The sequence below is a fragment of the Methylobrevis pamukkalensis genome (assembly GCF_001720135.1).
GTDB lineage: Bacteria > Pseudomonadota > Alphaproteobacteria > Rhizobiales > Pleomorphomonadaceae > Methylobrevis > Methylobrevis pamukkalensis.
Map to the genome: position 1 here is coordinate 1 of NZ_MCRJ01000211.1, position 3,019 is coordinate 3,019.

The 3,019-nt window shown below is 66.7% G+C and carries 1 protein-coding gene and 2 pseudogenes; all 3 read right to left on the reverse strand.

Annotated elements, in window-relative coordinates; translation table 11 throughout:
• Positions 1-119: 119 nt before the first annotated feature.
• Entirely contained in the window at positions 120-1,262 is a 1,143-nt protein-coding gene (locus tag A6302_RS19830; RefSeq protein WP_141704004.1) for a hypothetical protein, read from the reverse strand.
• A gap of 33 nt (positions 1,263-1,295) precedes the next feature.
• Positions 1,296-2,374 (reverse strand): annotated as a pseudogene (locus tag A6302_RS26350) (TIGR03032 family protein).
• Between the two features lie 404 nt (positions 2,375-2,778).
• Positions 2,779-3,019, reverse strand: a pseudogene (locus A6302_RS23265) (protease); the annotation flags it as partial.

The following is a 3,019-nucleotide window of genomic DNA, read 5'->3' on the forward strand; positions in this document are numbered from 1 at the left end:
GATCACGACCGTGTTGGCATCGCCGAGGCTGGTGTTGTCCCAGGTCACAGTGACCGTGTCGCCGATCCGGTAGGCGCCGCCCGTCCCCGTCGCACCGCTCAGCGCGATGTTCGCCGCCGTCACCGCGAGGTCAGGCGCATCGTTCTTGTAGATGCCGTTGCCGTCGGCGTCCGGTGACGTCCAGACGATGACCGAAGTGCCGTCCTCAAGCAGAGCCACTTCCGGCTTCTGTTGATGGTCGAACGTCGTGTCGTTGACCCTGTACTCGCCACCGTTCTTCGTGCCGTCAGCATTGTAATTCTGCGCATAGATGCCGTAACCGCTGCGTCCTGCGAGGCGGAATGCCAGACGACGACAAAGTCGCCGTCGGAATCCATCGAAACGGCCGAATTGACCTGGTTGCCGGTCGTATAGGTATTGACGCGGAACTCGCTACCCTGCGCCACACCGGCGGCATTGTAGCGCTGTCCATAAATCCCGTTGCTGCTGGCGTCCTGGCCGGACGACTGCCAGACAATGACGAAATTGCCGTCGTCGTCCGCGGCGACCGACGAACCGGACTGCGCGTTGGTCGTGTAGGTGTTGACCTGAAACTCGTCGCCCTGCGCCTCGCCCGCGGCGTTGTAGCGCTGCGCAAAGATACCGCTGCTGCTTCCATCCTGCCCGCTCGAGGTCCAGGTCAGGATGAAATCGCCATCGGCGTCCATCGCGACGCTCGCGACAGCCTGCGCGCTGCTCGTGTAGGTGTTGACCTGAAATTCGGAACCCTGGGCCTCGCCGGAGGCATTGTAGCGCTGGGCAAAGACACCATAGCTGCTGCCGTCCTGCAGGCTCGATCCCCAGGCGACGACGAAGTTGCCGTCATCGTCCATGGCCACGGTGGACGTTGCCTGCGTATCGGTGGTGTAAGTGTTGACTAGGAATTCGCTGCCTTCCGGCGTGCCATCAGCCGCGAACCGCTGCCCGTAAATTCCGAGGCCATCGCCGTCCTGGCCACTGGAATCCCATGTGACGACAAAATCGCCGTCCGCCGACATGGCGACGCGCGGCGCAAGCTGGTTGTTCGACGTGGTGGCATTGACCAGGAACTCGTCGCCGACCGGCCGTCCATCGGCACCATAGAGCTGGCCGTAGATGCCGGAAAGGGAGCCGTCCTGTCCCACCGAGACCCAGACGACGACATAGTTGCCGGCGGCGTCGGCCGCCACGGCGGCGGCGTCCTGCGAACCGGTCGTATATGTATTGACGCGTATGTCAGTCATGGCCGTGTTTCCCCAGAAACGAGATGACCGACGTCAGGTGGCGGCTCTTGCCCGGAACCCGCCGCCCGGAAGGGCAAGGGCCGAGCGATGCGCCGGGTCGGTGTGATTGAGAAGAGCGTGGCGGCCGCCCCCAGGCAGCAGCGCCACATCCGAGACTTCATCGAGGACGTCGGTGAATTCGATCGTGCCGAGCAGGCGCCCGGAGGATGCCTGCAGCAGCGCGACGCCGCTGATCAGCCGCTGCCCGCCCTGCTCGACGGGAAGCGGCGCCGCGCCCGCGCCGCGCCGGTCGCGCAGGCGGGACAGGCCGACGAACAGGAAATCGCCGCGAACGGCAAGGCCGCGGGTGTAGCCCGGCAGGCGCGCCAGCACCTCGCCCTGCCCGGTGGCCGGGTCGAGACGCAGCACCTCTCCGGCCCCGGAGTCAGAACCAGAAGGTGGTCCTTCACCAGCCGCGGCGAATGCGGCATCGACAGGTCGGCGCGCAGCACCTGGCCGTCCGGGATCGAGATCAGCGCTCCGCCCGATGCGCGCGCCGCGCGCCAGCCTTCCTCGACATCGGTGGTGCCGAGCGCGGTCGCAAGGCGGGGGGCGCCGGCGGCATCGACGGCCAGACCGTTGAGATGGCAGCGATCTTCCGGAACGAGCTGCGAGATGAAGGGCGGCGACCAGATCGGCGTGAGGCTGGCGCTGTCGTCGAAGCCCGCGATGCAGGAAAAGCGCGTCGCCGCGCCGATCAGCCGACCGCCAGCGAAGACCGGGTCGTGAAGGTCGATCTCGCCGCTGTAGAGCACCGAACGCGGCAGCCACAGATGCTCATGGGTGCCCGGCGCCGCGCCGTGGGTGCGGGCAAGATCCGGAGCGTCGGCGAGAATGACGATCTCGTTGCGTGCCGCGACTGCAAGGCGTCCCTCCGTGGCGGCAAGACCCATCGGCTTGTCGAAGGAGCGCAGCAGCAGCACCGGCCCCTCCGAGGTCACCGACAACACGGCAACGAGCGAACTCTGGTAGCTGGCAACGGCCACGGCGCAGCCGATCCCCCGCAGGATGGCGTCGAACGATCCCGTCAGGGCGACCGGCGCCCGAGCAACGTCCGGCGACGGAACGCTCATGAGGGCCACGCGTCACGGCGGGCATTTTCGCCCGTCGCGGCATCGGTCAGCAGAAGATTGCGGAGGAGAATGCACGGGACCATTGGAGCACTGCCATGGAATGCCTCGAACACTCCACTCCTACGCAACTTGTCTGAAATATTGGTTAGTTTGTTCACCATGATGAACAGGCTCTGCCCGCTGGTCCGGCAGACGTCCGTCCTGATGCCCGCTCGCCGACGACCGGTTTCGGCCGCCGGGAGGCGCGGTCCTTCGACGCGCAGGCGCCCGATGCGACCCGGGATACGGCAGGCCCCCTGGCCTTTTCAGGGATGGAGGCCTCATCCAGCCCCCTGGACAGGCGTGTCCCTGCGCAGGGCCGGCGCAAAGCACCGGCCCTCGGCGGGTGGACGGCCCCGACCGGTTCACAGAATGAAACTGTCCACCGTCAGATGGACGATGCCGTCGATCTGGAAGGCGAAGTCGGCGACGCGGTCGCCGTCCACGTCGGCAAAGACATGGGTGTCGCCGCCCTTGTGCGCATAGCGCAGCTCGCCGGCGGTGCCGTTGGTGCCGCGTCCGCTGAACCCGCCCTCGCCGATGAAGGCGAAGTCGTCGTCCCCGCCGGTCCCGGACAGGGCGTCGAGAGCCGAGAGATCGATCAGG

Coding starts and splice junctions, on each gene's coding strand:
- A6302_RS19830 (WP_141704004.1), bottom strand. CDS start 1,262: ATGACTGACATACGCGTCAATACATATACGACCGGTTCGCAGGACGCC.